Origin of the sequence: Seonamhaeicola aphaedonensis, assembly GCF_003386195.1 — a bacterium.
In the GTDB taxonomy this organism is placed as follows: domain Bacteria; phylum Bacteroidota; class Bacteroidia; order Flavobacteriales; family Flavobacteriaceae; genus Seonamhaeicola; species Seonamhaeicola aphaedonensis.
On sequence record NZ_QRDX01000011.1, the window covers coordinates 1 to 7,797 of the forward strand.

Sequence of the window (7,797 nt, forward strand, 5' to 3'; positions counted from 1 at the left end):
CTAACTTTTGCACAGTTAGCTGCACCCGCCATAGATGGATGAATTAAATAATAATTATCCGTTAAATAATCAGTATAAATGGGTAAGCCTTCTTGAGATAGAGATGTGTTTGAAATGACAAACATAATCACTACTAAAACGTAATATTTTAATTTCATATTCTTTGTTAAATGCACTTCGAATGCGCTCTGTGTGACATTTTTTTTATTTTGACACTTCACTAATTATCTCACCAAACTAAAATGTCCTCTTAGGGTTTTACCATCTTTGTAAACCACTAGATACCAGTAATCACTTACAGGCATCAACGAATTGTTATAGGTGCCATCCCAACCTAGCTGTAAATCTCTAACCTCTTTGAGCAATTTACCATAACGATCAAATATTTGAATAAAAGCAATGGTATTTAAGCGATCTGGTACAATCCATCTATCGTTAGCACCATCATTATTTGGTGTGAAATACTTTGGAGGTAATTGCTCCCTCTCCGTGGTAAAACTCTCCTCTATACAGTCTATGGCTATCTGATTGTCATTATAAGGCACAATGCTTACAAAAATTTCAGTTCTATAAGGTAAATCCTGAATCAAATCATATGATAGTGTATTACCAACATCTTGATCATTCAAAATATCTCCTATTCCTGGACTGGTACCAATAGACAATGCATATCCGGTAGCATTGGATACCATATCCCAAGATAAATCAGTATCTACAAAAACATTTTCCTCACCATTTAAAGGATCGTTCAAAGAGGTACATTCTAAAAGCTCTTGAACGGTAAGCATAAAACTTTCTTCGGAATCACATCCTGAATTACCAATATCGTATGCATACAAAGTTATAGGATAAGAAGCAAAATCTTCAAAGTAGATCATATCATCAGCAAAGAATACCATTCCATTACCGTTGGGTTCGGTATAATAAGCTTCATTTCCAGATAAATTAATACCTGTAATGGTTGGCAAGGTAAAACTGTTAACCGATGTCGCATCAGTAATTGTATCAACCTGTGGTTCCGGAATTATGCCATCGCAATCGTTGTCTAATCCATCACATAATTCTGGTGCTCCTGGATAAACGGTATTATTAGTATCATCGCAATCGGTATTGTCAAGTACATAATTAGGCGGTACCGTACAGTCTTGAACACTATTATTGGCATCTCCAAAGCCATCACCATCCATATCGGCATAATAGGTTATGGTTACACCTGCATCTATTTGTCCGTCACAATTGTTATCAATACCATCACATATTTCGGTAGCTCCGGGGTTTATGGCCGCATTGGTATCATCACAATCGGTATTATCGGTTACTGTGCCCGGTAGTTGCGCACAACTTTCCATTCCGGGATCGTTAATATCACCATAGCCATCACCGTCGGCATCGGTATAATAAGTGGTGGTTACCCCTTCATCAATGGCACCATCACAGTTATTGTCCAGTCCATCGCATAGTTCTGGTGCCCCCGTGTAGACTGTGGCATTTGCATCATCGCAATCGCCTTGGCACTCAGAGAGTCCATCGCCATCATCGTCAATCTCATCGCTAGGAATAACACCATCGCAATCATTGTCCAGGCCATCACATAATTCGGGTGCTCCTGGGTAAATAGTATTATCAGTATCATTGCAATCGCCCTGACACTCTGTAAAACCATCACCATCATCATCGATCTCGTCAGGTGGGATGACCCCATCGCAATCATTATCTAAGCCATCACAGAGTTCTGGTGCTCCGGGATAAATGGTATTATTAGTATCATCGCAATCGGTATTATCTAAAACATACCCAACTGGAGGTGAACAGGCCTCTATTGTATTCGTTAAATCCCCATAACCATCACCATCATTATCGGCATAGTAGGTGGTAGTCACACCTTCATCAATTTGCCCATCACCATTATTATCTAAGCCATCACATACCTCTACATCTTGGCAATCTGCAATACCATCATTATCAGTATCAGGGAAACCTTCATCAACCAAGGTGTCACCGTCATTATCTATTCCATCACAGATCTCAGTATCCACACAATCAGCTATTCCGTTACCATCGGTATCTGGGAACCCTTCATCTATTTGTCCATCCCCATCGTTATCCAGGCCATCACATTCTTCGGAATCTATGCAATCGGCAATGCCATCACCGTCGGTATCACTAAAACCTTCATCGATTAGGCCATCACAATTATTATCGATACCATCGCAAATTTCTGTGGCATTTGGAGAAATTGTGTTATTCGAATCATTACAATCGGTATTATCGGAGACATAGCCTACAGGTTGATTGCAGGAGAAAATACTATTAACCGCATCGCCAAATCCATCAGCGTCATTATCAATATACCATATCGTTTGATCAGATATACTTGGATCTGCATCATCTATAAGCCCATCACAATCGTCATCAATGCCATTACATACCTCAATAGCGTTGGGATTAACTGCAGCATTAGAATCATCACAATCTGTATTATCAGACACATAACCCACAGGAGCGGAGCAAGCCCCTATAGCATTCATGGGGTCTCCATAACCATCGCCATCAGCATCGAGATAATAAATTGTTAAACTAGGGTCGCTTAATAGGCTAGCACTATTTAAAATGGCTTTATTAAGTCTACAACCAGGGCTATAAAAAGAGGTTATAGCATATACGGGGCCAGTATTTCCAGTCTCTATGATTCCCGAGGCATTTCCGCTAGTTGCCCCTGATATGCTATAAGATATGATACCTCCAACTCTTGTAATTATTAGTGTTACCACATTGCCAACCGATGCAGTAAGATTGACACGGTCGTCCCATATAGAAGGCCAATCGGTAAGCATATAGCCTTGATCGAAATAGATCATTTTTCTATTTTGGTTATTGGAGTAAATGACAACATTGGCAGGATCGATATCGTCTGTAACATAACCAAAAAAGCAATCACCATTACCAACACCACCTGCCGAAAAAATTTCAACCTCATATTCCAGATAAAAATCGCCTGTAATGGCTGCAGACTTTGCACCAACACTCCAAGTGGACGAACCAATGCGTTCTAAGCCACCTTCGCTACCATAATCTATTAATCTTGATGCATCAGACTTTATCCAATCTACCCCAGAGACCAAAGGTATTTCAGGTTGATCTAAAGTAGCAGGGTTACAATCGTTATCTATACCATCGCAATATACCTCTGTACTCCCAGGAGAAATGTCGGCATTGGTATCATCACAATCGGTATTTTCGCTTACATAGCCTGTGGGTGGAGAGCAATCCTGTACAGAATTATTGAAATCTCCATACCCGTCCCCATCGGCATCAGCATAATAGGTATTGGTAACACCTTCATCGATCTGGCCGTCTCCGTTATTATCCAGACCATCACAAACTTCAGTATCTTGACAATCAGCAACACCATCGCCATCTGTATCTGGGAATCCTTCATCTACTACTCCATCACCATCGTTATCTAAACCGTCACAGGTTTCAGTGTCAACACAATCAGCAATCCCATCTCCATCTGTGTCAGGAAAACCATCATCTATTACTCCATCCCCATCGTTATCCACCCCATCGCAGGTTTCGGTATCCACACAGTCGGCAATCCCATCGCCGTCAGTGTCGACAAAGCCTTCATCGATTTGACCATCGCAATTATTATCAACACCATCACATAACTCAGGAGCATTAGGATTCACAAAGATACTCGTGTCATCACAGTCTGTATTATCAGCTACATAACCTATGGGTGCACTACAATCCTGGAGACTGTTGGTAGCATCACCATACCCATCGCCATCAGCATCGGCATAATAGGTATTCAAGATACAGGTGATAGTCAACAAAAAGTCCTGCTCATCAGCACAGCCGGGTAAGGCCTGATCATAAATATAAAGTGTAATTGGGTAGGTCGAAAAATCAGCAAAATTAATAGTATCACCAGCATTATAGGGTGTCCCTGTCCCGCTTGGACCAGTATAATACGCTTCATTACCAGACAAGTTTGTCCCTGTTATAGTAGGTAAGGTATAACTGCCAGAAACGGTTTGGTCTGCCAAGTCTACTAGTGTGGCCCCTGCATAACCGCCGTCTGGAATATACCACCCATCGCTAGTTATCATGTTAGCACGAGCTGCTTCTCCTGCACAATACTGACTATAACCACCATGAAATTGAACATTTGGATTTAAATTTTGTGCGTTCCAACCAATGAGTAAGCTATCGTAATTAGCGATTGATAAAGTAACTTGAAAAAACATAGATGTAGCATCTAATAAATTTTCTACATTCCATGCCCCTAAATCCTGATCAAAAGACGAAACATTGTAAAACATATAGCTCATGTTGGTAACACTTGCTGTATTCCAGCTTCCAATATCACTATTAAAGTTAGAGGCAGAATGAAACATTGCACTCATATTAGTTACATTCCCCGTATTCCAAGCACCAATATTTTGATTAAAAGAGCTTGCCTGCAAGAACATTAATTGCATATTGGTGACATTTACAGTATTCCAAGCTCCAATATCTTGATTAAATGCAGTAGCTTCCGAAAACATTCTGTTCATATCAAGCACATTACTTGTATCCCAAGCGCCTATATCTTGATTAAATTGAGCAGCAAATTGAAACATTTCAGACATATCCGTTACATTACTGGTGTTCCAGGAACTAATATCCTGATTAAAGTTTATAGCATGACTGAATGCCCTATTCATGTTTATGATATTACTAGTATCCCAAGCCCAGTTTCCTGTACCGTTGCCAAGATTGGAACATAAAAAAAACATGAAACTTAAGTCTGTTGCAATTGAGAGATTAGGAGTGTCAGTGGCATTAATCACTAAATTAGGACAACTATTAAATGCATTATTCATTGATGTCCATTGGCTACATCCCCATTGATCAACTGAAAGAAGCTTTTGGGTGTTAACCCCACCATTTGTTGAAAGATTCATCTGAATACGTGGGAATACTCCTGAAATAGACACCTGATAAGCATCAGCAATTGTATAGGTATGATTGGCATTTCCAGTATGCCCGGTCGTTACATTACCATCTCCCCAATTTACTGTATAATTATAGGTTTCAGAGGGAACTGTAGGAATTTGGATGGACTCATTAGCTGTGGTAGTTTGCCAGGTGGTGATGAAGGCGCAGGGGTCTAAAACTGCATTAACATTTACGATCCAATTTTCGGTAGTCGTGCAGTCTTCGGCAGTTACAACATAGGTTACAGTATTTGTAAAATCATTTGATGTGACTCCACTTTGTTGTTCAACACCCATGATTTCAGCAGTAGCACCATTAGACAATGTAAAGCTTGCTAGTAATGACGTAACATCTGTACCATTAGGCACATTTAAATCTATGGTATGATTAACACTATCAATATTTGCGTTTCCAGTTTGTTGTGGCATGGCATAGCTCTCAAAGTCTGTTGCATTGCTAAAGGCTGGACAACTCTCTAAAAGAAAAGATTGGCTCTCAATACCCCCATAGGTATGGTAACCTACTTCACCCTGCCCACCAAGATATACGTCTTCAAAGCAAAACAAATACTCGTCGTTAAAATAAACTTGATACGTTGTTCCTGATTTTCTAAGTGAAGCCGTGTTTATATCGTTTGGATTCCAAGGATTGGACAACTTAATGGATCCTGTAGTCGACTGTTTTGAAGAAGGAATTATAGCACCGTTCCATTGTCCGTTCCATGGCGAGAGATGAACCTTAACAGAATCTAAACTGGTTGTCGAGAGCTGGTCATTTGTTGCGCCGATGTAAACATTAAACTTATTAGAGGCATCTTTATAAACCGAAAATCTGGCACGAGAGTCATCTACAGTACCATAAGCATTAAACCTTGTAAAAGTTTGAGTGGCTTTCCAATTATCTGATAGCTGATATGCAGAATTTAAAATTAAGTCAGCCTGTTGACAAGTAACGTTTCCACAGCTTATATTATAATTACCGATTAATTTTCCACCACTAACACTCCATGTACCTTCTCCTGTTGGATTTGTCCAGTTAGTTAAGCCACCTGAAAAATCGTCAAAAAATACTTGGTTACATGTTTGGGCTCTGAATTGGTATACAAAAAATAAAAATATTAAAAAGATAATGATTGGTTGGTTGTGTAATTTCATAGGCTAATTAAATAAGAATATATAATTACATAAGTACAGGCATAATCCTGCAACGGTAAGTGCTCAGTGAAATAGGGCTGCTATTTAAATAACTATTAGAAACACTTATGTCTATTATAAAGTTTTTATATACTTTGGGAGTATTAGTTATTTCAAAAATTAGAAATAATAATGAGTCAACCTTTTTTTATGGTTAAAGGTTCTATTTTTTCGATGAATTAATATTTACATTTTTAATTTCAAAAATAGATTCCTGCCTACCTTCGAATTCCTTCGGCTCGCTCTAGCATCACTTCGACTGCGCTCAGTGTGACAAGCAGGAATGACAATAATAAACTAAATGCCATACCACACCTTATAGCATGACATGCACTTGTTCTATATAATTCTCTCCCAAAGAATTAATAGCAGAGTAAATTTGATAATAAATTAGGTTGAAGTCAATACTCAATTTGAGTATTCTTATAAATTTTCGGACATTTTTCGATTAAAGGAAGTGTAATGGGGATGAATAACTTACTTTAAAGACCTACATGAAATAAATCTTCATATCATAACATATTCCTATTCATTTTAAGCATACCAATAAGTTCTCCAGTTGAGGCAATGTTTAGCTTTTTAAGAATATTTCTACGATGTGTATCTACCGTGTTAGGAGATATGTTCAGTTTTTTAGCTATCTCTTTACTAGATTTGTTTAGAACCAATAACCTAATAATATCGCGCTCTCTATTACTTATACCATTAGTTAATAATTTTTGTGAAAAACTACTAAAATACAATGTTTCATACTCCTTTTGGTCATTAAGCAATTTAGCCGAGGCCGTTACTTGCATTTCAACATCGGCATTTAACACAGTATAATGAGCCAACCCAATAATGGGTTTGTGGTTGGTATCAAATTCTAAAGGCGTGGTATTTTGGATAATATTTACGTATTTATCTTGGGCGTTTTTAAATCTGTAATTCCACGTATAACTCATGTGATGTCTATTTTCAACATCTATTTTATCGAGTGTAAAATCCATAAGCGCATTTAAAGCCTGAAGCCATCTTTCAATATCATCTGGATGAATTCTACTCCAAAAATAACGCATGCCTTTTTCCTCAAACAAACTTTTATCTAGTCCCAAACAGGCTTTCATATTTTTACTTACATATTCAAATGACAAATCCTGCGTATTGGTAATACAAAAGAATGTTGAACTGTAAGGTAAGTAGATGTCCAGTTCTATAATCTTTTTTATATGCTCTTCCAGAGATGGATTATCATAAGACTCAAAGATGCCTCTATATGCCTGTTTAATATCCTTTAGAATCATTTCCTCAATAGCAATAAACCATAAATGTAACAAAAAAGATTATTATTTGACAACTCTTCTTTCTTATGGTGTAAGATTTTTAAAAACTGAGCATACAAAAAAACCGATACCTATAAAGTATGGCTTTCTCTTTTTTGGGTGCGAAGGGATTCAGTTTATCCCGAACTAGCTTCGGGAAACCCCTGACCCTCCCGATGTAAAATCGGGATGCTCTGAACCAACTGAGCTAGGCTCCTATGAGATTCTCTACCATGAGTCTACTTTTCCATGTTTTGTTTTTAGATAAACCTCTTTTTCAAAAACGCCCTTCCAGAACCAGATTTTAAATATTTTTC

General features: G+C 38.1%; 2 protein-coding genes and 1 pseudogene. All 3 read right to left on the reverse strand.

Annotated elements, in window-relative coordinates; genetic code table 11:
• A pseudogene (locus DFQ02_RS15465) lies at nucleotides 1–158 on the reverse strand (PorP/SprF family type IX secretion system membrane protein); the annotation flags it as partial.
• A gap of 66 nt (nucleotides 159–224) precedes the next feature.
• Complete coding sequence (locus DFQ02_RS14565) at nucleotides 225–6,140, reverse strand: MopE-related protein (RefSeq protein ID WP_116525192.1); 5,916 nt, start codon at nucleotides 6,138–6,140, stop codon at nucleotides 225–227.
• Between the two features lie 551 nt (nucleotides 6,141–6,691).
• A complete protein-coding gene (locus tag DFQ02_RS14570; RefSeq protein ID WP_245940283.1) occupies nucleotides 6,692–7,495 on the reverse strand; it encodes a LuxR C-terminal-related transcriptional regulator in 804 nt (267 codons plus the stop codon).
• Nucleotides 7,496–7,797: the final 302 nt, after the last annotated feature.

What these genes read in the sequence shown, in the direction of transcription:
- DFQ02_RS14565 (WP_116525192.1), bottom strand. Translation starts at nt 6,140, where the DNA reads ATGAAATTACACAACCAACCAATCATTATCTTTTTAATATTTTTATTT.